Annotated in this window: 18 protein-coding genes and 1 pseudogene; 15 read left to right on the top strand and 4 right to left on the bottom strand. The window is 45.1% G+C overall.

Annotated elements, in window-relative coordinates; genetic code table 11:
* Positions 1–87 precede the first annotated feature (87 nt).
* From B2863_RS01190 to B2863_RS01135, 12 genes and pseudogenes are all read left to right on the top strand, one after another.
* Entirely contained in the window at positions 88–1119 is a 1032-nt protein-coding gene (locus B2863_RS01190) for a LysR family transcriptional regulator (RefSeq protein WP_296206942.1), read from the top strand.
* Positions 1120–1403: 284 nt separating this feature from the next.
* Entirely contained in the window at positions 1404–2690 is a 1287-nt protein-coding gene (locus tag B2863_RS01185; protein ID WP_413786743.1) for an NRAMP family divalent metal transporter, read from the top strand.
* Positions 2691–3061: 371 nt separating this feature from the next.
* Positions 3062–3955 carry a methylisocitrate lyase gene (gene prpB, locus B2863_RS01180; protein ID WP_114700000.1) on the top strand — a complete coding sequence of 298 codons (894 nt, stop codon included), beginning with the start codon at positions 3062–3064 and terminating at the stop codon, positions 3953–3955.
* A 100-nt stretch (positions 3956–4055) separates the two neighbouring features.
* Positions 4056–4715 (top strand): DUF2059 domain-containing protein, encoded by a 660-nt coding sequence (locus B2863_RS01175; protein ID WP_296206940.1) that lies wholly within the window; start codon positions 4056–4058, stop codon positions 4713–4715.
* 108 nt (positions 4716–4823) lie between these two features.
* Positions 4824–5951, top strand: coding sequence for a bifunctional 2-methylcitrate synthase/citrate synthase (gene prpC, locus B2863_RS01170; protein ID WP_296206938.1), 1128 nt, complete (start codon positions 4824–4826; stop codon positions 5949–5951).
* 269 nt (positions 5952–6220) lie between these two features.
* Entirely contained in the window at positions 6221–8878 is a 2658-nt protein-coding gene (acnD, locus tag B2863_RS01165; RefSeq protein WP_414706858.1) for a Fe/S-dependent 2-methylisocitrate dehydratase AcnD, read from the top strand.
* A 228-nt stretch (positions 8879–9106) separates the two neighbouring features.
* Positions 9107–9355: pseudogene (locus B2863_RS01160) on the top strand (type II toxin-antitoxin system Phd/YefM family antitoxin); the annotation flags it as partial.
* Between the two features lie 119 nt (positions 9356–9474).
* Positions 9475–9735 (top strand): Txe/YoeB family addiction module toxin, encoded by a 261-nt coding sequence (locus B2863_RS01155; RefSeq protein ID WP_037025847.1) that lies wholly within the window; start codon positions 9475–9477, stop codon positions 9733–9735.
* 80 nt (positions 9736–9815) lie between these two features.
* Positions 9816–11069, top strand: a complete 1254-nt coding sequence (prpF, locus tag B2863_RS01150; RefSeq protein ID WP_296206933.1) for a 2-methylaconitate cis-trans isomerase PrpF — start codon at positions 9816–9818, stop codon at positions 11067–11069.
* A 38-nt stretch (positions 11070–11107) separates the two neighbouring features.
* Positions 11108–12961 carry an ABC transporter ATP-binding protein gene (locus B2863_RS01145; RefSeq protein ID WP_296206932.1) on the top strand — a complete coding sequence of 618 codons (1854 nt, stop codon included), beginning with the start codon at positions 11108–11110 and terminating at the stop codon, positions 12959–12961.
* Between the two features lie 71 nt (positions 12962–13032).
* Positions 13033–13659: a GNAT family N-acetyltransferase gene (locus B2863_RS01140; RefSeq protein ID WP_201568970.1), complete on the top strand. Its 627-nt coding sequence runs from the start codon at positions 13033–13035 to the stop codon at positions 13657–13659.
* A 143-nt stretch (positions 13660–13802) separates the two neighbouring features.
* A complete protein-coding gene (locus tag B2863_RS01135; RefSeq protein ID WP_296206929.1) occupies positions 13803–15329 on the top strand; it encodes a bifunctional 2-methylcitrate dehydratase/aconitate hydratase in 1527 nt (508 codons plus the stop codon).
* A gap of 38 nt (positions 15330–15367) precedes the next feature.
* Here B2863_RS01135 and B2863_RS01130 read toward each other — a convergent pair whose 3' ends face one another.
* Positions 15368–16159, bottom strand: coding sequence for an SDR family oxidoreductase (locus B2863_RS01130; protein WP_296206927.1), 792 nt, complete (start codon positions 16157–16159; stop codon positions 15368–15370).
* Positions 16160–16365: 206 nt separating this feature from the next.
* On the opposite strand from B2863_RS01130, the gene B2863_RS01125 reads away from it, so the two are divergent.
* The 3 genes from B2863_RS01125 to B2863_RS01115 all read left to right on the top strand — a co-directional run bounded on the left by B2863_RS01125 (position 16366) and on the right by B2863_RS01115 (position 20855).
* Positions 16366–17766: a DUF2868 domain-containing protein gene (locus tag B2863_RS01125; protein WP_296206925.1), complete on the top strand. Its 1401-nt coding sequence runs from the start codon at positions 16366–16368 to the stop codon at positions 17764–17766.
* 200 nt (positions 17767–17966) lie between these two features.
* The gene (locus B2863_RS01120; RefSeq protein ID WP_296206924.1) at positions 17967–18938 is read left to right on the top strand and encodes a sterol desaturase family protein; all 972 of its coding nucleotides are present in this window, start codon (positions 17967–17969) and stop codon (positions 18936–18938) included.
* A 441-nt stretch (positions 18939–19379) separates the two neighbouring features.
* Entirely contained in the window at positions 19380–20855 is a 1476-nt protein-coding gene (locus B2863_RS01115) for a DUF3482 domain-containing protein (protein ID WP_414706864.1), read from the top strand.
* 25 nt (positions 20856–20880) lie between these two features.
* On the opposite strand, the gene B2863_RS01110 is transcribed toward B2863_RS01115, so the two are convergent.
* The 3 genes from B2863_RS01110 to B2863_RS01100 form a co-directional block, all read right to left on the bottom strand.
* Positions 20881–21897 (bottom strand): ArsA family ATPase, encoded by a 1017-nt coding sequence (locus B2863_RS01110; RefSeq protein WP_296206920.1) that lies wholly within the window; start codon positions 21895–21897, stop codon positions 20881–20883.
* A 73-nt stretch (positions 21898–21970) separates the two neighbouring features.
* Entirely contained in the window at positions 21971–22282 is a 312-nt protein-coding gene (locus B2863_RS01105; protein WP_179799197.1) for a cory-CC-star protein, read from the bottom strand.
* A gap of 115 nt (positions 22283–22397) precedes the next feature.
* Complete coding sequence (locus tag B2863_RS01100) at positions 22398–24080, bottom strand: carbon starvation CstA family protein (RefSeq protein ID WP_057760164.1); 1683 nt, start codon at positions 24078–24080, stop codon at positions 22398–22400.
* Positions 24081–24111: the final 31 nt, after the last annotated feature.

Below are 24111 nucleotides of genomic sequence, written 5' to 3'. Positions count from 1 at the left end.
TTGTGCAAATTGTCTTCAACTGCAGGATAAATAAGAAGTAAAAACAAACATCATGAAGACAACATAGACTATGACAGGCTCAATAGTATGGATTTAAAACAGCTTAATGCGTTTATTGCGGTTGCCGACTTGCGCAGCTTTAGCGCGGCCGCCACCAAGACAGGACTGTCACAGCCAAGCCTGAGTCGATTACTAAAACAGTTAGAGACTGACATGGGCGTGGTGCTTATTGATCGCTACCACAGGCCACTACATCTGACTGAAGCGGGCAGTTTCTTCTACGATAAAATAAGCACCATCCTTACCGAGATTGATACCGTGACTAGTATGACTCAGCGTCTATCAGCACCTAGCAGCGTTTTAAATATAGGTTTTGTGCCCTCAGTACTATATGGCCTGTTGCCTGAAATCATTGCCACGCTTAAACAGTTCAGCCCTGATATCGACGTTAATTTAAAAGACATTAGCTCATATCAACAAATAGATGCACTCAAGTCTGGTGAGATTGATATTGGTTTTGGCCGATTTGCCCATCAAGACCCATGGATTCAGCAGATTCTGCTACGTCATGAACGCTACGTGGTGGCATTGCCAAAATCACATCCGCTTGCCAATGTACGTAAGCAGCGCTTGATAGATCTAGCGAACAATCGCTTAATTTTATATCATCAAACACATTTGCCAGTATCGTCCACGGTGACGACAGAGACAGGAACCCAATCGAGCGACAAGTTATCTACAAATAGAGTCAACCGTGCTGCTACTCATGAAGCATCATCTAGCGCTAGCGAGCCTATTACTGAGCCTTTACTACATCTTTTTGCCCAGTATGGCATCTCACCTTTTATGACCACGACAGTCAGCGATTTGCAGGTAGCATTGGGACTGGTCGCGGCAGGAGAAGGCATTACATTGGTGCCTGCCAGCTTGCAAACCGTACGTACGGAACAGATCAGCTACCAACGTTTGGTTCATGAAAATGTCACCTCCCCTATTTATTTACACACCCTCAAAGACTTTGTACATCCCAAAATACCTGACTTGCTCACAGCCATTTATCACGTCTACGAGCAGCGCGGCATTACTTATCGGCAGCAAAATTTTGTGTCACAGGCCTAAATGGGCAGATATCCGTTGAATATTGTGTTATAAAGAACCGCCAAAAATAATTCATTTTAAATATTGATATTATTTTATAAGTATGCTAACTAACAAGAATAGCAATGCAAACAAATAGTAATAATAACTAGAATAATCATTCTCCTAGACAGTGTTGGTGTGATAAAGTCGATACGATGTAAATCGTTTTATATTTAGACGGTTTATAGGACGTTCTTTTCTGATCATTGGCAAGCTGACACAGGTAAGTGATAATTTGCTGTTTTAACCATTTCGAGGTATTCATGTCCACACAACAACTCAACAACCCAAGTGCCCCTGACGATAGCATTGCCTCGCAACAAGAGGGCTTTAGCTGGCGCATCTTTGGCCCAGGTATTTTGATGGCGACTGCTGCCATTGGTGGTTCGCATTTGATTTCATCAACACAGGCGGGTGCTATCTATGGTTGGCAATTGGCTATTATGATTGTATTGGCCAACGTGTTTAAGTATCCGTTTTTTCGCTTTGCAACTGACTACGTCTACGATACTGGCGAGAGTTTGATTGCAGGCTATGCCAAACGCTCAAAGGTATATCTTTGGGTATATTTTATTCTTTCTATCTTGTCAGCGGTTATTAGTACGGGTGCGGTTTCACTTATCGCTGCCGTAATTTTGGGCTTTATGTTGCCAGCCTCACTTGGTCTGTCGACAATGGCGTTATCTCTCATTATCGTCGCGGTCTCTTGGTTCTTTTTGATTGCAGGGCATTATAAATTGCTCGATGGTGTGACTAAGTGGATTATGATTGCGCTTACCACGGCCACCGTTGCTGCAGTTATCATTGCTGCTGGCAAGCCAACCGTTATGGCAGTAGATTTTGTGGCGGCCTCTCCTTGGAACCTAGCCACGTTGGGCTTTATCGTAGCACTCATGGGCTGGATGCCAGCACCGCTAGAGTTTGCAGCGATTACCTCTATGTGGACCTCTGCCAAAGTCAAAGCAGATCACACCACGCATAGCCAAGGCTTGTTAGATTTTAATGTTGGCTATGCCGTCTCAGCGATATTGGCGTTGTTCTTCTTATCGTTAGGTGTGTTTGTCCAGTACGGATCAGGACAAGAGATTGAGTTGGTCGGCGGTGCTTATATCAACCAGTTGATCAATATGTATACCGCAACCATTGGTGAATGGTCGAGATTGCTGGTCGCTTTCGTCGCCTTTATGTGTATGTTTGGCACGACCATTACCTGTGCTGATGGTTATGGACGCGCTAATGCTGAATGCTGGCGCCTGCTAAAAGGTGAAAGCGAAATCAATAAAAAGCAGATCGCTTTTTGGACTACCTATGCTATCGGTGGTGGGCTAGTAATTATCACTTTCTTCACAGGACAATTAGGCGCTATGCTTAAGTTTGCCATGATATCGGCGTTCGTCTCTGCGCCTATTTTCGGTTGGTTAAACTACTCATTGGTTAAAAAGCATAAAAAACTGTCAGCAGGTATGAATGCTCTGTCTATCGCGGGCTTGATATTCTTGGCAGGTTTCGCGTTATTGTTCTTGGCCAATATGGCAGGTTTATTTGCTTAAGCTTTTGCTTAATTTAAAACTCAGCACTTAATCATTCTATTCGAATAGAATGAAGCCCTAATAGCCTAGCTGTTGGGGCTTTTTAATAGGTGTAACTATATCAATAAAGCAAGGCAACTTTAGTAATTGTAACTAAATGTAAAAAATAGACGATTCTAAAAGCTGTAATTTTAAGCAATATGAATACTTATCATAGGAAATTACCAATAATTGCATAATGCTATTTGAATTATGAATACTATCAAAAATACTACATTTAGTTATTATTATTTTTAACTACTAATTAAGAACCCAAACTTTTCAGGCATGAATAATTGAGTATAATCAACTACAACAATTAGAATATTTTCCCTCCATGTAAGGACAATCACATGACTTCATCTTCAGCAGGCGCGCGCTTTCGCAGTGCTCTCACTCAAAAAAATGATAACAACCAGCCATTACAGATTGCAGGCGCTATCAATGCCTATACAGCGATGATGGCGACCCAAGTTGGTCATCAAGCGTTGTATCTCTCTGGTGCTGGCGTGGCCAATGCGTCATTTGGCTTGCCTGATCTCGGTATGACCAGCCTTGATAACGTACTAGAAGATGCTCGCCGTATCACCGATGCCGTTGATACACCATTATTGGTTGATATCGATACGGGCTTTGGTGGTGCGTTTAACATCGCCCAGACCATCAGAAAAATGGAAAAAGCAGGCGTCGCGGCAGTACATATCGAAGACCAAGTAGCACAAAAACGTTGTGGTCATCGCCCTAACAAAGAAATCGTTAGTATCTCAGAGATGGTCGACCGTCTGAAGGCGGCATTGGACGCAAAAACTGACCCTGACTTTGTAGTGATGGCTCGTACAGATGCCCTATCAGTAGAAGGTTTGGACGCTGCTGTGGAACGTGCCGTTGCCTTCCAAGAAGCGGGCGCAGATATGATCTTTGCAGAAGCGCTAACCGATATCGAGATGTATCGTAAGTTCACTGATGTATTGGATATTCCAGTACTAGCAAACATGACAGAGTTTGGTCAGACAGATCTATATACCACTGATCAGTTGTATAGTGTGGGTGTCGAGATGGTGCTATATCCACTATCTGCCTTCCGCGCTATGAACAAAGCGGCATTGAACGTTTATCAGCATTTGTTAGATGATGGTACACAAGATAAAGTCGTCGATACCATGCAGACTCGCATGGAGCTCTATGATTTCTTGAACTACCATGAGTTTGAGCAGACACTAGACAAGCTATTTGCTGATAATAAGTAGTTAATAACTAATAATTGCCAAGTAGCAACGCCGAAACGATAAACCATCTCTGTGGACTTTATTGTTTCAAAACCCGTCTTTATTTACCTTTAGGTTATTTATGTCATTGCTTACTTCTCATACTGCTTTTAGAGCGTCACTACTCAGTAGTACGCTGGCGGCACTACTACTCATAACTGGCTGTGATAACACGCCAGAAACCGTCGATAACGTTGACACGACTACCAGTGAAGCAACCGATACAGTTGCGACCCAAGCTGTGCCATCAGATGCTGTCTCTCAAGACGACTTGGTCATGACGACAATTACGTTAGATACCGTTAACAGTCTACTGTTTGCGCCAATTATCAATAGTGGTGCGCTCAGTGAAGAGCAAGTCAGCTGCCTTGAATCGCGTGATAAGGACTTGGGTAAAGCCGAAGTTGATAGCTTTTATAGAGGTCAATTCACCGATGCAGAGTTAAAAGAGCTAGATAGCTTTTATACGTCAGACGTTGGCAAAAAGCTGCTTGCTTTTGGCAATGAGCAATTGCGTGTCATGAATGGCGAAGAAGTCGCAACCCCGATGGCTGACCCTACCCCAGAAGAAATGACTGAAATCCAGACCTTCATGGAGTCACCACTGGGTGCCAAATATATGAAGATCAACAATGCAGAAGGCGAAGGCAGCGCAATGGAGGTCTTGAATGGCCCTATTGAAGCTGAGTTTAAGCGCTGTAATGTCGACTTAGACGGTCCACAGCCTGAACAGCCTGCATAACGCTCAACTGGCGCTATAGTCAGTCATTAATCAATAAATTTCTCATCAGAAACATTGTTAGAAACACCGTTTTCACCCAAAAAAGCTACCTACAAAAGGAATGTAACCATGGCAGCACAGAAAGAACTTTCAGGCGCAGGTCTACGCGGACAAGTCGCTGGTAAAACCGCTCTATCTACCGTCGGCAAATCAGGCTCTGGTCTGACCTATCGCGGCTATGACGTATCAGAGCTAGCCGACAAGTGTATTTTTGAAGAAGTAGCGTACCTGTTGCTATACGGTAACTTGCCTACTCAGAGCGAGCTTGATGCCTATCAAGCCAAGCTAAAAAAACTACGCGGGCTACCACAAGCATTAAAAGATGTGCTTGAGCGCATTCCAAGCGACGCGCATCCAATGGATGTACTACGTACTGGTTGCTCTATGCTCGGTAACCTTGAGACTGAGACTGATTTTGCTCAGCAAAATGATCAAACTGACCGCATGCTGGCAGCGTTCCCGTCGATCATCAACTATTGGTATCGTTTTAGCCATGATAATGTGCGTATCGATACTGATACAGATGATGCCACTATTGGCGGACACTTCCTGCATTTACTCAAAGGCGAAAAACCAAACGAGCTACACGAAAAAGTCATGAACGTCTCGCTTATCTTGTATGCAGAGCATGAGTTCAATGCTTCGACCTTTACTGCTCGTGTCTGTGCCTCTACCTTATCTGATATTCATTCTTGTATCACGGGCGCAATCGGTTCACTACGTGGTCCATTGCATGGCGGCGCGAATGAAGCGGCGATGGATATGATTGAAGACTTTAGCTCACCTGATGAAGCCGAAACCGAGATGATGGGCATGCTGGCTCGTAAAGACAAAATTATGGGCTTTGGTCATGCCATCTATAGTGAATCAGATCCACGTAACGTAGTCATCAAAGGCTGGGCTGAGAAGCTGGCTGCTGATGTTGGCGACGAAGTGTTATACCCCGTATCGGTACGCTGTGAAGAAGTGATGTGGCGTGAGAAAAAGCTATTCTGTAATGCTGACTTTTTCCATGCATCTGCCTATCACTTCATGGGCATCCCAACCAAGCTATTTACACCAATCTTTGTCTGTTCACGCTTGACTGGCTGGGCAGCTCACGTGTTTGAGCAACGTGCCAATAACCGTATCATTCGTCCAAGCGCAGAATATACGGGTGAAGATCTACGCCCTGTACCAGATATGAGTGCGCGTTAAGTTGGTTTTTTAAGTAGCTATTGTTATGTACTTACCATCAGCTAGCGGCAGTGCTAGCTGATACAGGTATGTCGATTGAGCCTTACTATGATCTTTTTAGGTTTAATCGTCATACGCTATTTTTTATAGATCATGCCATCTTAACTTTCAATATCGCTTCTTTAGCAAAGCCTGCAATAACGAACGATGATTTTGCTAAAGGAATGAATTTTTACCTGATATTAACGCTTAACTATTTATGAAAATTAGCCAACAGCCAAAGGTGACTTATGGACAACGCCCTCGTACAACCCATGAACGATGAATTCAAAAAACCACTTCCCGATACTGACCTTTACTACTTTGACACCCGTGAAGCGGTCGAGCGTATCGAAGAAGGTGCTTATGACAAGCTACCATTCTGCTCAAAAGTATTGTGTGAAAACCTAGTACGCCGTTGCCCACCAGAAGAGTTAACCGATGCCCTAAAACAGCATATCGAGGGTAAGCAAGATTTAGACTTTCCTTGGTACCCTGCCCGCGTAGTCTGTCATGATATCTTGGGTCAGACGGCCTTTGTTGATTTGGCAGGCTTGCGTGACGCCATCGCTGAGCAAGGTGGTGATCCGTCTAAAGTAAACCCTATTGTGCCAACTCAGCTCATCGTTGATCATTCTTTGGCCGTTGAGCATGCAGGCTTTGAAGAAGATGCGTTTGAGAAAAACCGTGCGATTGAAGAGCGCCGCAACGATGACCGTTTTCACTTTATTAACTGGTGTCAGTATGCTTTTGACAATGTAAACGTCGTACCGCCTGGTAACGGCATCATGCATCAGATCAACCTAGAGAAAATGTCACCTGTCGTACAAGTTGTGCACAATAAAGCAGGTGAAGAAGTCGCGTTTGCCGATACGCTAGTTGGTACTGATAGTCACACGCCGATGGTCGACGCCCTAGGTGTGATCTCAATCGGTGTCGGCGGTCTAGAAGCTGAAAGCGTCATGCTAGGCAACCCATCATATATGCGTCTGCCTGATTACGTTGGTGTTAAATTAACGGGTAAATTACAAAAAGGCATTACCGGTACGGACTTGGTACTGGCGATGACTGAATTCTTACGTGATGCAGGTGTGGTCTCTACTTATATTGAGTTCTTTGGTGAAGGTGCCCGTCAGCTGACCGTTGGTGACCGTGCCTCAATCTCTAATATGACGCCTGAATATGGTGCCACTGCCGCGATGTTCTATATCGATGAGCAAACCACTGACTATCTACGACTGACTGGTCGCTCTGAAGAACAAATCAAATTGGTTGAGCAGTATGCCAAGCAAACTGGCTTATGGGCTGACGGCATGGAAAAAGCCGAGTACGCACGTGTGCTTGAGTTTGATTTGTCGTCAGTAGGTCGTAATATGGCAGGCCCGTCGCGTCCACATGCCCGCGTATCAACTGATGATTTGGTTGCCAAAGGTATCGCCCATGCGCCCGATCAAAAACTACCAGAGCCAAAAGATGGTCTAATGCCAGATGGCGCAGTGATTATCGCTGCGATCACCAGCTGTACCAACACTTCAAACCCACGCAACATGGTTGCCGCAGGCTTAGTTGCTCGTAACGCCAATGCCAAAGGATTATTACGTAAACCTTGGGTGAAGTCATCCTTAGCACCTGGCTCAAAAACGGTCAAAATGTACCTAGAAGAAGCAGGTCTGATGCCAGAATTGCAAGAAATTGGCTTTGATGTGGTCGGCTTCGCTTGTACCACGTGTAATGGCATGAGCGGTGCGCTCGACCCTGATATCGAAAAAGAAATCATCGATAATGATTTATTTACCACAGCAGTTCTATCTGGTAACCGTAACTTCGACGGCCGTATCCATCCGTATGCCAAGCAAGCATTTTTGGCATCGCCGCCATTGGTTATCGCCTATGCCATCGCTGGTAACATCCGCTTTGATATCGAAAAAGACTCATTGGGTAAAGACCAAGACGGCAATGACGTCTATCTAAAAGACATCTGGTTTGATGATGAAGAAGTGGATGCCATTGTTGCAGCGGCTGTTAAGCCTGAGCAATTCAATGCGGTATATATCCCAATGTTTGATGAAGCCAAAAAAGACACAGGTAAGGCACTAAGCCCATTGTATGACTGGCGTGAAATGACGACCTATATTCGCCGTCCGCCGTATTGGGAAGGAAAAATGGCCAAGAAAAATAAACTGACAGGCTTACGTCCGCTTGCAGTCCTTGGTGATAACATCACAACCGACCATATGTCACCATCAAACGCTATTCTTGGCTCATCAGCAGCTGGCGAGTATCTCGATACTATGGGCTTGCCTGCTGAGGACTATAACTCATACGCAACCCATCGCGGCGACCATTTAACCGCGCAACGCGCCACCTTTGCCAACCCTAAACTATTGAACGAAATGGTACGCGATGAAGATGGCGAAGTTGTCCAAGGCTCACTGGCGCGCGTCGAACCAGAAGGTCAAGTCATGCGCATGTGGGAAGCGATTGAAACCTACATGAACCGTGAGCAGCCGCTTATCATCATCGCAGGTGATGGCTATGGTCAAGGCTCAAGCCGAGATTGGGCTGCCAAAGGTGTGCGTCTCGCTGGCGTAGAAGCCGTCGTCGCTGAGGACTTTGAGCGTATTCATCGTCAAAACTTAGTTGGTATGGGCGCGCTGCCTTTACAGTTTGAAGAAGGCACGACTCGCCATACGCTAAATATCGATGGTACGGAAACCTTTGATGTCACAGGTGAAGTCTCGGCTGGCGGGTTGATGACTTTAGTGATCCATCGTGCCGATGGTAGTACCACTGAGACGCCGATTATCTGCCGCTTAGATACGGCTGATGAGGTTAAAATGTATAATGCTGGCGGTATGCTACAACGCTTTGCTAAAGAGTTTATCGAAGGGACTTTAGATATTGTCTAAGGCTATCCTGTAGGTTTTAGCGTGATAAGCAATAAAGTATAAAAGTCGCCGATGTTGTATAACTTTATATGACATCGGCTTTTATTTGCTTTTACGTTCTATACACTGATTTTTGTGACTTATTCCTAAGTACTAGATAGTAGCTAAATATTGAGTTTACTTAACCAATGGCGTAATATGTACTATATATTGTACAAGTCATGCAGAATATCATGAAAGGAGTAATCCATGAGAGTCGTGAGTTTTTCAGAAGCCAGAAAGCACCTAAAATCTGTCCTAGACACGGTAAACGATGATGCCAATGCCACTATCGTGACCCGCCGTGACGCTGATGATGCAGTCGTTATGTCACTTGATTATTACAATAGCCTGATGGAAACCGTCTATCTGCTAAAATCTCCTGCCAATGCAGCGCACTTAGCGGACTCTATTGCCCAATATAAAGCTGGCAAGACGGTTACGCGTGAGCTAATAGATACGGTAGAAGATAGTGATAAAGGTGATGGTAGCAACGATAATAATGAGCATACGGATGGCGATATTGAAAGTGCTTGAACTCAAAGACTGTAATCCATCCAAAGGAAAAGGGTCTAACAATGAGTGAACAACTAGCATGGACAGATGCTGCGTGGAAAGACTACCTGTACTGGCAAACGCAAGACAAAAAAACACTCAAACGTATTAACAAACTCATCACCGAATGTAAGCGTAATCCGTTTGAAGGCATTGGCAAACCTGAACCCCTAAAAGAAAACCTATCCGGATTTTGGTCAAGACGTATCGACGACGCCAATCGTTTGGTATATGCCGTCGATGATAACTATCTGACGATTATCTCTTGCCGCTATCATTATTAACGAGCGCTCTTAATCATGCATATTTACTTGCTGATGGCACCATACCTATTCTTATAACAATATAAAAAGGACTTAATACAGTGGCCCAAACCAATACTAAATCAAAACTCTCTTTCGCCCCGCAACTATCCGTATCTGCTACCTATATGCGCGGTGGTACTTCAAAAGGCACTTTCTTTAAATTATCTGAATTACCTGAGCGTTGCCAAGTCGCTGGCGAGTCACGTGATAACTTCCTATTACGGGTCATCGGTAGTCCAGATCCTTACGGCAAGCAGATTGATGGTTTGGGCAATGGTAGCTCTAGCACGTCAAAAACGGTTATTTTATCGGCCTCTGACAGACCAGACCACGATGTGAATTATCTGTTTGGACAAGCTAATATCGCCAAACCTATGATTGACTGGGCGGGTAACTGTGGCAACTTAACCGCGGCCGTCGGTGCCTGTGCCATTAATATGGGTTTGGTCGATGCTGACAAGATTGCTCATAGCATCGATGACAATGCAGATAGCGGTATTTGTGAAGTACGCATTTGGCAAGAAAATATCGGTAAAACGATTATTGCCTATGTCCCAGTCTATAAAGATGCAGATGATAAAGTACAGGTTCAAGAGACGGGCGATTTTGAATTAGACGGTGTAACCTTCCCAGCGGCTGAAGTCAAAATTGAGTTTATCGATCCTGTAGATGCCACCAGCGACATGTTCCCTACTGGCAACTTGGTCGATGACTTCGATGTAACTGGCTGCGGTTTAAATACCGATAGCGTCAAAGCGACCTTTATTAGCGCAGGCATCCCAACCATCTTTATGAAAGCAGAAGATTTAGGTTTTACCGGTACTGAATTACAAGGCGACATCAATAGCGACGGTGAGCTACTTGCCAAACTTGAGAAAATCCGTGCCACAGGCGGTGTTGCGATGGGATTATTTAAAGACGTGAGCGAGGCACAGACCAGCCAACACATTCCTAAAGTCGCTTGGGTTGGCGCAGCACAGAGCTATACCGCCTCTAGTGGTAAGTCGGTCGATGCAAATGAGATTGATTTAGTGGTACGTGCCATGAGTATGGGTCAACTGCATCATGCCATGATGGGTACAGCAGCCGTCGCTATTGCCGCTGCAGCAACCACACAAGGCACGCTCGTCAATCAAGCAGCAGGCGCTGGCGAGCTGACAGAGGTGCGTTTTGGCCACCCATCAGGCACATTGCTCGTCGGCGGAAAAACCGAACTGGTCGATGGGCGCTGGCAAGCCAAAAAAGTGTCGATGAGCCGCTCAGCAAGGCGTATTATGGTTGGTGAAGTTTTTGTGCCAGCGGATGCATTTTAAGCGTAGCCATGGCTTATTTCAATTTGCGATAGAGTTTTATGCCAACATCTCCCCAGCCACGCCGTGTGCAATTAGACAAAAAGCCTCCAGTCGAAAAGAAAGAACGGCGGGCACTGCTGTGGGATATATTAAAAAAACTGGCGGTATTTGCTAAACCTTATCGCCTGCTTATTATTGCTACCTTAGTGCTGACCGCCCTAGGCTCCTTTACCGCGCAGGTCAATGCGTTTGTACTACGTTATACCGTTGATACGTTAACCGAAATTGCTACGCTTGCCGAGCCATGGCAAGCAGGTCTGCGTATGTTAGGTATTATTAGCGCGGTCCTCCTGACCAAAGAGATCCTGTCGATATTCATCTCTTTTGGTCAGCGTTTTTTTGGTGAAAAGATTCGTATCAACTTATCTCGTGACTTGTCCCAAAAAATCATTGAGCGCATCCTTACCTATCGCATGGCGTTTTATACCAGTAGTGAGAACGACAGTGGTAAATTGCAAACCCGTATTGATTACGGGGTCAGCAGTTTAACCAGCCTCGTGCAAAACTTCTTTATCGACATGCTACCGCTATTTGCCAATGCAATTGTGGCACTTATTATCATGTTTTCGACCAATTTTTGGGTTGGCATGGTCGGTCTTATTATCATACCCATTTACTTCTTTATCAGCCAAAAGCAAGCACGCCGTTTGCAAGGGTTTCGTCGGCAGATGCGTGGGTTTCGAGAAGCCAAAAGCGGTTTGGTGATCTCTTTGATTAATTCGATCAGCGTGGTGAAATCCTTTGTCCGTGAGTCCATTGAGGCTGAGAAACACCTAGCCATTCAAAAGGAAATGACGGACAATCAACTGCGCATTCGTAGTATTGGCTTTATTTATGATGCCATCAAAACCTTTATCGAGCAGATTGGTGTGGTGGTTATCATCCTTCTCACCGCTTATTTTGTCCTACAAGGTGAGATGACCATTGGCATGATTTTATTTCATGTCATGCTGTTTCAGAACGTCGCCGCGCCTATCCGTCAATTACACCGCATCTACGACCAGATAAATAATGCATTGACCTATGCCGAAGGGTTTTTTGATATTTTAGAAGATGATAAACAAGTCGAAAACATCGATGGCATCAGTAGCAACAATCTAAAGGGTCATATCGAGCTTAAAAATGTCGATTTTACCTATCCTAATGGTACGCAAGCGCTAAAAAACGTCAGCTTTACTATCAAGCCCAATCGTATCACCGCGTTGGTTGGCCTTTCTGGCGCGGGCAAGAGCACAATTATCAATCTATTGGTCAAGTTCTATGCCCCAGATGCTGGCACGATCTGCCTAGATGGGCATGATTTGGCTAACTGTGATACCCACGAATTGCGTCAGCGCATCGGGTTAGTACTACAGAGCAATCATATTTTTTCGGGTACGATTAGTGAAAACATCCGCTATGGGGACATGAATGCCAGCGAAGATGACATCATCGTGGCTGCAAAAAAAGCCTCTATCCACGAGCAGATCATAGGGTTAGCTGATGGCTATGAGAGTACTGCCAAATCCCTATCAGGTGGTCAACAGCAGCGGATTGCGCTGGCAAGGATGTTTTTAAAAGACCCACCTATTGTGTTTTTGGACGAGCCGACAGCCAGTCTAGATGCTATAGCCAGTCAACAGGTCAAAAAAAGCCTAGATCTGATCAAAAAAGACCGTACCGTCATTATGGTCTCGCACAATATCGCCCAAATTATCGATGCCGACGATCTCGTGGTGATAGAAAATGGCGAAGTGGTTGAGACAGGTACACATGAGGTACTTTATGCCCAACGCGGCAAATACTTTGAAATCTTTAGCGCTATGTCTGATAGCCTAAACTTAGATAAAATCAGCCAGACCCTAAACGGTTAGGAATGGTTAATGCCTGCCTAAATCGTTATAATGCCAATCTTTTACTGCCTATTGCCAGAAGCTAGCCCACTATGACTTGTGAATTTTCTTTAAAAACCTTTGACGAGCTGACCTCAGTTGATTTGTACCATATTTTAAAGGCGCGCTCGCAAGTGTTTGTCGTCGAACAAAACTGTGCCTATCAAGATATGGATGAAGTGGATTTTGATTGCTTGCACCTAATCGCTCATCAAAATGCAGCATTGGTGGGCTATTGCCGTATCATTCCACCTGAGTTTAATAAGCTAAAATCCAACCTATCAGTAGCTGATCCTGCGATTAAGACCAACCACACTGCGATGCCTGCTATCGGTAGAGTGCTTGTGCTATCAGAGCATAGAGGTGATGGTCTAGCACGGCAAATGATGAATCAGGCTATTGCACAGTGCCGCAAAAAGTATGGTAAAAAGCGTCCGATTATCATCTCGGCACAGGTTTACTTACTGAGTTTTTATGAGTCGTTAGGTTTTGTACCTGAAGGCGAGCATTATCTCGAGGACAATATCGAGCATGTAAAAATGGTGCTATACGTTGCTAAGAAAAACAAAATCAAAAAAGAGAGTACGGACAATGCGTCAACCACGACCAAAGTTTTAAGTTTCTTGCTGTTTATCATGGCCGCTTTGTTTGTTTTAGGTCTGTTGTACTTAATGATTTAGACCGTTGCTAACGTCTTAATTCTTAACATAATTCAAATTGGTTGTTCCATATTGAGTATGCTACTTTTAAATGATGATTCCTTTAAAAGGATGGCTGAGATAATCAGTCAAGGAAGTAGTACACTCAGGATGAGGAACCAACCATGTCAAATACCAATTCAAATACAAACGATGCGACGGTAGAGAGTAATGTCCGTCCAGAATATGACAATGAAATTCAAAAAATCGCCGATTACGTTCTCAACTATTCAATAGACGAGCAATCCCCAAACCCTACTGATGCGTGGAATACCGCGCGCCACTGTCTAATGGATACGCTTGGCTGCGGTCTATTGGCGCTGCGCTTCCCTGAGTGCACCAAGCACTTGGGGCCTGATTGCCCCGATCAAATAACGCCGCATGGCGCTCGCGTCCCTGGCACCTCCTATAGACTAGACCCCATTAAGGCCGCTTTTGATATTGGCTGCATGGTGCGCTGGCTTGACTATAACGATACGTGGCTTGCTGCTGAATGGGGCCATCCTTCTGATAATCTGGGTGGTATCTTGGCAGTCGCCGACTATATTAGTCAAAAAAATATCAGCCAAGGACAAGCACCATTAACCATGAGAGCAGTGCTTGAAGCCATGATCATGGCGCATGAAATTCAAGGCGTACTGGCACTCGAAAACTCATTTAACCGTGTGGGGCTCGATCATGTATTTTTGGTCAAGTTGGCATCAACAGCCGTCGTCGCCAAGCTATATCAGCTGTCCCGTGAGCGCATCATGGCAGCGATTTCACAAGCCATCGTCGATGGTCAAGCACTGCGCACCTATCGGCATGCACCCAATGCTGGCAGCCGAAAATCATGGGCAGCAGGCGATGCGACCAGTCGTGCGGTACGTCTGGTCGATATAACGGCGCGTGGTGAAATGGGCATCCCTGGCGCATTAACTGCACCGCAGTGGGGGTTTTATGATGTGCTATTTAGCCATACCAACAAGGATCTAGCGACAAAGCCTGAAGGCGAACGTCGTTTTAAATTCCAGCGGGATTTTGGTAGTTACGTGATGGAAAATATCTTATTTAAAATAAGCTTTCCAGCTGAATTTCATGCGCAGACTGCTTGTGAAGCCGCTGTGATTCTGCACCCACACATCGAAGACAGAATCGACGATATTGAGAGAATTGTCCTAACTACCCATGACTCAGCGATTCGCATCATCTCAAAAGAAGGCGCACTTGCCAATCCAGCCGATCGAGATCACTGTTTGCAGTATATGGTGGCTGTGCCGTTGTTGACAGGCGATCTGATGGCAGAGAACTACGAGGATGACTATCACGAACAGCATTTGTCAATCGATGAGCTGCGCAGCAAGATGTTTGTAGAAGAAAACGCGCAGTATTCAAAAGACTATCATGACCCAAGCAAGCGCTCTATCGCTAATGCCATTCAAGTATTTTTTAACGATGGCACCAGTACAGAAAAAGTGGCTGTTGAATATCCTATCGGGCATAAACGCCGCCGCGCTGAGGGCATCCCTGTACTGGAAGCCAAGTTCCACGCCAGTCTAGCCACTCGTTTTATCGAAAGTCGCTGTCAGCAGATCATTGAGTTATGCGACGATCAAGAAAGACTGGAGCAGACGCCCGTTAACGAGTTTATGGCGCTATTTATGGCTCACTAGTCTAGTATTTTGACGTTATCATAGCATCACTTATTATATTACCAAGGTATTGACTCTCCAGACCAATCGACAAAACTGCCTGATTGGGCTGCAGTCATACCTGAGAGAACCTCCAATAAGCATTCCGCGCTATACGCTGGCGAGAATAGATGTCCTTCAGCGACATTGCCTTGAAATGGCACGGACAGCTGAGTGTTGACAGTGCCTGGTTGCATGACCACCACACACACATCTTTAAGTGATCTGTCCCATTCAATACTAAGGTTTTTCATCCCCATATTGAGCGCCGCCTTACTCATTCTATAGCTATACCAGCCGCCTAGCTGATTGTCAGTGATACTACCGACGCGGGCTGATACGGTCGCAAAAATAGCAGGATGGTTGGCGCTGCGATTAGCTTTGGCGAGTAACGGTTTGATGTGTTTGGCTATCAGCAAACTGGCTAGCGCATTGATTTGCATGTTTTGCAAAAAGAACTCCGTTTCCATCTGTCGCAAGGCCTTTTCCGGCTGCGCTGTCTCCGTATGTAGTAATCCCACACAGTTGATTACCCAATCCACATGACCGACTGTCTGCTTAATGGTATCGGCAGCTTTTTTGATACTATCCTCATCGCTGACATTCATCGGTAGCCAGTGCAGGTTTTCCGTTTCAATATTCGGCTTATTTCGATGATAAGTAGCAAATACTTGTGTGCGATGGCTTTGATTAGATTGACTGTCCGTTTGATTAGTAGTCGTTTTTTGTATTAGCTGTTGTACCATGGCTTGACCAATGCCGCCTGTTCCACCGATGATAAGATAGGTTTTATTATTCATTTCGTTATTCATATGGCATTTTCCTTTTTTTGATACGTTTTTTGACACGATTGGGTCTCATTTATTCATTTTGGCTGACTTTATAAGCGTTTACTATGATAAAAATAATACAAGTCATCCTCATTCTATATACGCTACAATAATCTATAACGATTAAAGCGACTGTTTTTAGATTGCTATTTATTATATTGACGCCTTCATACGGATATTATCGCATTATGCTATCACCCCAAGATCAACTGACCGAGCTGGTACGAGCCTTAGAGACCGATCAGCACGTCTTTGCCACTGACCCGTTATTAATCACGGAAAAGCTACAGGGCGAGGACGGTACGCCTATCCAAAAGCTGCATCGACGAGCGTCACGTATAGACAGCAACGGGGCGCTTGCGCGTGTACTGGGTAAGATTGACGGCCGTATAAAGGGCATTATGATTGTTATGAGCGTGGTGTGGTGTATCTCCGGATTTTTGGGACTGTTCACGCTATTGCAGTCTAATGTTGTGAATTTCTTTTATGTGTTGGTCTGCCTACTTGGTTTTCATACCATTATGCTTGGTGGGTGGCTCGTCATGACCCTTATCAATCGAGATCAGCAATCGCCCAGTTGGTTTGCGAGCTTTGTCAGTCCGAGTTATCTCATACGTGGTAAGGATGATGTGACCAAGGCGGCCGTCGATCTGTATGAGCGCCAGTTGCAGCATAGCGGCATGCGTTGGTATTTGGGGCGGTTTAGCCATCAGTTGTGGCTCGCGACATTGACCGGTATGCTGCTTGCGATTATATTCTTGTTGGTTGTACGTCAGTATAGCTTTAGCTGGGAGTCAACCTTACTCTCTGATCAAGCGCTTGTGAGCTTGACTCAAGTATTAGGCTGGCTACCTAATATGTTGGGATTTGGTGTGCCAGACAGTACAGCGATCGCACAGAGCAGGCTTGTCACCGAAGCCATGCCGCTGTCTGTTGCACGGCAATGGGCGGGGTTACTAGTCGGTAGCTTGCTGATGTACGGCATTGTACCGCGAGCGATAGCATGGGCATTCTGTGCATTGATGTTCCGCCGCAAAAAAATGCGTTTGGATATCAAACAGCCCTATTATCAAAAAATCCTAAACTTTTGGCAGCGGCACGTGGTGGATGCTGATGACTTTACTGAGGCACCAGCCCTTATCGCTCCAAAAGCGACGGTCAGTGCGGGCAAGAAGTTAGTTGCTCTACTTGAATACCCTGCAGATCAGGACAAATGGTGGCAGTCAGGGCTTGATGGCAGCAGCCATAGTCTTGAAAAATTAAGCGAGATTGAGAATTTTGGTATCGTCGATGACCGTGATGATATGGCACGACTCAAAAACTATTTAGATGCGCATCCTGTACAGGTCTTGCTTGGCATTCATAGCAAAGCGCTACCTGACCGCGGTACGCTACGTAAGCTCGATCAAATCGCTGCTCACGCCAAAGATGGGCTTATCGTACAACTGCTGGGTGATAACAGCGTTTCTACAGGCTTGACTGATGCACGTACCGATGATGAGCTATTAGACAAACAAGCAGTTCGCTATCAGCAGTGGCAAACAGCGCTCTCTGCACGAAAAATTGGCTTGGTTGATATAGATGCTTAATACATTCTAATTTTTAACCTGTTACTCAAGTATGAACTTATCATTATGACTCGCATGATATACAATAAATAAATATTATAGGTCTATCACCTTAAGCAGGTCTAAAGACTTATTGATATAACAGTTGTTAAGATACGTTTTAATAGCTGTGACGTCATATCAAGACGACAAGGATGTTTTATAGTGGCTAGGAGCCCAAGATGGCAGCAGACAATTCCCTCATGACCCTAGGTCAGTATGGTCAACTATTGGATGGTTACCGAGAGGCGTTAAACCAAAGTATCTTAACGGCTGCGCCAGAGGCGTGGCAGCCAATGCTGGCGAGCATTCTGCCTGCGTATTGGCAAGAGTGGCTGCTACCGCTGGCTGGCGGTCCATTTTTCTTGTTATTTTTGGCAGAATGGCTGTATCAGTCCAAGCGTGGCAATAGTAGAAGCTTTAGTTGGCGCCGTGCGATGACCAATTTTAGCTTGGGCGGCTCTTATCTAGGGTTTGAATTGATTGTCCAAGCGCTTATCGTCATACCTATCTGCTTATGGTTATATCAATATCGCCTATTTACTATTGAGGTGACATGGCTTACCGCCATCCCTATATTCGTCGCGGTTGAGTTTAGCTATTATTGGTTCCATCGTGCGTCACACCGTATGAATTGGTTTTGGTCAGCGCATGTCGTGCATCATTCAGATGACCATATGAATCTGTCCACCGCCATGCGCCAAAGCCTACTGTACTCAGTGACGGGTTGGTGGTTGTTCTTTGTGCCGCTTATGATGCTAGGGGTTCATCCTGTCTGGGTATTCTTCTTTTATGCGTTAGATTTGATTTACCAGTTCTTTATTCATACTGAAACCGTGGGCAAATTTCCCAAATGGGTTGAGTATGCCTTTGATACCCCATCCAATCACCGTGCCCATCATGGTACCAACGACGAATACATTGACCAAAACTATGGCGGCGTACTCATTATTTTTGATCGCTGGTTTGGCACTTATGTAGAAGAAGATACGGTCAACAACCCTGTCAAATATGGTGCCGTTGGTGAAACCAGCCATGACAATATCATCAGCCTGATATTTGGCGTCTTTTACCGTATGTGGCAGCGGTTTTTTCGTGCTAAAGGGTTTAAGAAAAAGCTAAAGGTACTGCTGCGTCCACCTAGCGCAGTCTAATATAGTCAATCCTCTATAAATTGGATACGGTGTCAGTCTTGCTTAGCCTACTACTTGTCGTACTTTCACTCGGCTGCCTTGTATCCAAGTTATCCAAAGTATATCGAACCGACTATAGCATGATCAAAAATGCGTGGACTACGATTTATGATAGGGACAATACGCATTGATAACCGATACTCAATCAGATTTGTTTTACAATAAATGGCTACTGTATTTTTTGGCCATTAATAAATATAAGACGTTACTATGAATAATGACAATAAAAATAATCACCAGAATGACAAGCCTGCGGGTCTCTTTGCGGACAAGGCTTATGAGCCGACCCCTGATGTCTCAAATCATCCTTCAGACAACACCTCAAAATCCACAGTAGCTCAGTCAATAGCTACTCAGGATAATCAACCTGTATCAACTGAGCCATCAACACCAGCACCAAGAATGACAAAGAAAACCATCGCCAGTGGCGAACCGCTCAAATTGGCGGTCGTCGGTCATACTAATACGGGCAAGACCTCTATATTGCGCACGTTATTGCGAGACGTATATTTTGGCGAAGTCAAAAACGAAGCGGCAACCACGCGTCACGTCGAGCAAGCACAGCTGACAGACAGTCGAACTGGTGAAGTGCTAGTGGCATTATACGACACACCTGGTCTGGAAGACGCCTCAGGGCTTATGGACTGGCTAGAGGACAACACTGCCAGTCGCCGTGATGGTATTGAACGATTACAGCAGTTTTTGGCGGCGGATATTGCTCAAGGTTCAGACAGCTATGACTTGCCCTATGATTATAGTCAAGAAGCCAAAGTAATTCGTCAGCTACTGACAAGTGATATGGCCATTTACGTGGTAGATGCTCGTGAGCCTGTATTGGGTAAATATAAAGACGAGCTAGCGATTTTGTCTTGGGCTGCGATTCCTGTGATGCCTGTTTTTAATTTTACCGACAGTCAGAATGCCAATATCGACGACTGGCAAACGATGCTGGCAAGACGCAATCTGCATATCTCAACGCGTTTTGATTCGGTCGCGTTTGAGTTTGAGGATGAGATGCGCCTATGGAAAAACCTAGCCACCATGCTCACCCACTCTGAGATGCTTGAGCAGCTGATGCAACGTCGAACGGAAGACTGGGCGCAGCTGTATGATGAGGCCAATATCATCATCGCTGATTTTTTATTGAATGTTGCTGCTTTTGTACGCGAGATCAATGAAGATGACGACCCACTTCCTGTGTTACAGCAAATGCAAGAAGCGGTTAGGCAAAGTGAGCGTGCGATGCAGCATAACTTACTTAACCTTTATAAGTTTTATGACAATGCCGTCGCAGCAACGCCGCTTGAACTACAAGCCTATCAACAAGACCCTTTTGACCCTGAACTTCTCAAGAGCTACGGTATTCGTACCACTTCTGGTGCAGCAGCTGGTGCGCTTCTAGGATTAGGTATCGATGCAGCAGCCCTAGGTACGACACTGGGATTGGGTGCCGCAATAGGTGGTATCGCAGGCGGGTTGCTATCAAACACCAGCAGTATTGCCGATAGGATTACTGGGGTAAAACGCTTATATATCGATCCTGCAACATTAACATTGCTAGCCACGCGAGCATTAGACTTACTTACGGCCTTACGTCATCGTGGTCATGCTGCTACAGATGCCACTCAGTTATTATATAAGGGCGAAAACAGTAGTCTTGGAACGTCGTTAACTGACGACAGTGACCATGCAGATGAAGACAATAATCCAATTACGGTATGGCCAGCACACAAACTACCAAGTGAGCTCAAAAAAGCGCGTGGTAAACCGCAATGGTCGTCGCTTAGCAGCGGCAAGTCTGAACAAGCTCAGTTATTACGCACAGACATGGCATGGTCGCTGTCAGGTAAACTACAGTCGTATAAGCGTGAGTCATAAATTACTAGCTAACTATCTATGCACCCTATGCACTTAACAACGCACTCAATGCATCAGTACCACGTACATCTGTCTGTTGCAGATAGATTGGATACAGCGGGTACTTGGTAAAGCTTTGTTCGATATCCTGCAGCAGATGCTGCTGACGCTCAGCACGGCGTCGCCAAAACTCATCCGACTGGTTGGTTGATATCAATTGATTGATGACGATTGCTGCTGGCATGAGTTTACTGTCTTCTAATTGCTCGATAGCGCGCTTGGTCTCAGCCAATGGTAAAACATCAGCGGTCATCACCAACACAATCGCTGTTTGTGTACGGTCATGTAGTAGCAACCCTGCTTGGCGGAACAATTGCTTACGTCTTTCTAATACGGATACAGCTTGTTCCCAGCGATCTGATTTTTTTGCTGCAAAGGGATTGGCTACATCGTTCTTTTGAGCGCTGTTTTGCTGATTGTGACTATCCAAGTGTGTCGCCACCGAACGTAGTTTGGCCTGTCGTCGCTGCTGTGCAAGCAGCCCATCCGTCCACGCCCCCATCATTTCTGGTAATACCAATAATCGCAAAGTATGACCTGTCGGTGCGGTATCAAAGATGATGTGTTCATACCCAGCATCTGCCGCTTCGACTAAATGGTGACACATGGATTCGAGCATCGCAGCTTCTTGAGCGCCAGGTGCCGACTTCGATAACCTCAGATGCTCACGAATTTTTGGCATCATATCTGGGTTGGCATAAGCTTTAATTGTACGTTCAACTTGAGCAAAATGTTCATCGACAATCACGTCAGGATTTAACTCAATCGCATCTAGATAAGGTGATATTACCGTTGTCTCATTATTGAGTCGTACATTCAATACATCGCCCAAACTATGTGCCGGATCGGTTGAGACAATCAAGGTTTTTTGCTGCTGGCTTGCATAGTAGCTGGCTAGGGCTGCAGCAGTTGTGGTCTTCCCTACACCGCCTTTGCCGCCGATAAATATAATCGGCTGTGTCTCCAACTGCTCTACCAATCCATGTAAAGGGTGTAATGCCATATTGTTATCTCGTATTTTGTCTCATTATCTAATAAATGCTTAGTTACTTTTTTATATAGTCAATCCACTACTGTTAGCAGCAGCCAACATGGTCAAATGGACATCTATCCATCCCCATACGTGTATGCCACTCATGAAAGTTCTCTAAAAATAATGGCTGTAGCTCTAATGTATAAAAGCTGGCGGGATTATCAATACCCAAGCTCTCAGCAAACATGAGCAACATAAAAAAATCTTCTTCATCACGTGCCGCGCGTGCCATCGTCTGACGATAAGGCGCATGATAAAACTCATTTAATCCACTCTTAAACCGTTGCCACCATGGTTGAGTGTTCTCTAATGGTTGAACGTTTTCTATATCATTCGATGTGTTTTCATTTTCCATAATGTGCTCGTATTTTACTTAATTCTTATGATCTATCATGCCTATATGATACAAAAAACGCCAGCAATTGCTGCTAGCGTTTTTTATTAAACAGACACTCAATATGGGTTAATGTTTAAACTTCACCGCTTTTACCTTTATGTAGTGACCACTCTTTTCGTAGTACAGACAAACTCTCAAACGTCACCAAAATGGTCGCGATTAAGATAATAATATCCATAATAATAAGTAGCCAATTACCATCAGTAAAGAAGGTTTTGAGCTGAATCAATAGTGCAAAGACAGTCATAACCAACAAGAACGACAATGGTGCTAAGGTGTACCAAACTGGCTTGCCCTTACGTAACAAGATAATGGTAACGATCATCAAGGTTAAGGCGGCCATTAACTGGTTGGTTGTACCAAATAGCGGCCAAATAATCATACCACCCGCGCCATCGATACCACCAGCACCGAACGCTAATAACAAACAGCTTCCAACAGCAAGTAACGTTGCAACGACACTCTTATTCAGTACGGGTAAATTATAAAATTCACCAAATTCTTGGAAAATATAACGTTGTAAACGTACGCCAGTATCCATCGTCGTACCAGCAAACAATGCGGCCATTACCGTAAGCATGGTCTGTGATAGCACCATGTCGATACCAACGCCAGCATTCAATATGGTTGCACCGCCGTCGATGAACGCACCAATAGAGCCATCACCAAACTTTTGATAGACCGCTTGCCAATCACCAAGAGTCGCAAAACCTGCGGTTGCTGCAAGGATTGCCCCAAGCGCTAGCATACCCTCACCCAATGCACCGAAGTAACCAACGAAACGAACGTCTTCTTCTTTATCAATCTGCTTAGAAGTAGTCCCTGTGGCCACTAAACCATGGAAACCTGATATAGCACCACAAGCAATTGTCACAAACAACAATGGCAGCAGTGACGGTGTATCCGCTGGTAATGCAGTGTTAACGGCTGGCGCGACAATATTAGGCGTGCCAATAAAAATAGCGGCATATAATAAAATCAAACCGACAAATAACTGTAAGCCATTAATATAATCACGAGGTTGAAGTAGCATCCATACAGGCAACAACGACGCAATCGCCGCATAGGCGAACAATATCAAGATCCATACTGCGTTATCAGGCAAGCCCATCACGGTTTCAGGTAACACAATCGGGAACATAGGGCCGAGATAGATAAGCCCGTACAAGGCAGTTACCCCGATAATGGACACCCAGACCAAATTCATGTTGTAGCGATAGATACACTGTCCGATGATAAAGGCAACCACCAAGGCACCCCAAACTGGCAATACCGCAGATGGCGTCTTGATCATCATATTGGCAATAGCTACGCCAAACACAGCATTGACCATCAGTAGTAATAAGAAGATAACAACCATCATCAAGCTGCGGACACGTGTGCCCATGACAGTACCAGCGATAGAGCCAATCGACTGACCTCTATTACGCATACTTGCCCAAATAGCAGACATATCATGTACGCCAGCCATAAAGATAGTACCTACCACTACCCAAATAATGGCAGGCACCCAGCCCCAAATAACCGCAATGGCAGGACCGATAATTGGTGCAGCCCCTGCCACTGACGTAAAGTGATGCCCCCACAATACATACTTATTGGTAGGGACATAATCGATCCCATCTTTCATCGTATGTGCGGGTGTAGGACGGCTGTTGTCCAATGCTAAAATTTTGGTGGCGATAAATTTTGAATAAAACACGTAGCCGCAGAGCATAGCGGCAACGGCGAATAGTAGTACGATAGCACTATTCATCTCATCTCTCCCTAGACAAGTAGTCAATAGC

This window comes from Psychrobacter sp. UBA3480, from assembly GCF_002377945.1.
In the GTDB taxonomy this organism is placed as follows: Bacteria; Pseudomonadota; Gammaproteobacteria; order Pseudomonadales; family Moraxellaceae; genus Psychrobacter.
The sequence above is the reverse complement of the archived record's forward strand: the minus strand, read 5'-3'. Positions and strand labels throughout refer to the sequence as shown.